Annotated in this window: 1 protein-coding gene; it reads left to right on the top strand. The window is 39.6% G+C overall.

Features of this window, described 5'->3' with window-relative positions:
* Positions 1–270 (top strand): carboxymuconolactone decarboxylase family protein (locus tag AC0IXA_RS27515; protein WP_471814916.1); only part of this gene is annotated, 270 nt, incomplete at its 5' end.

The following is a 270-nucleotide window of genomic DNA, read 5'->3' as shown; positions in this document are numbered from 1 at the left end:
GCATTTGTTGAGTACTCAGAAAAAGTTCTCTTTGGAGATTTGTGGAGAAGGGAGGAACTTTCTCTTAGAGATCGGAGTATGATTACAGTCTCAGCTTTAGTAAGTACGGGCAGCCTGAATCAGCTGGAATACCATTTACATCTTGCCAAAGAAAATGGTGTCACGAAGAACGAATTGATTGAAGTCATCACTCATCTTAGTTTTTATATCGGATGGCCTAAAGCAGCTTCAGCACTAGAAGCGGCTAAACATATTCTTGAGGATAAATAA

It is taken from the genome of Pseudomonas sp. AC083 (assembly GCF_979253165.1).
This window is presented reverse-complemented; position numbering and strand designations above follow the sequence as displayed.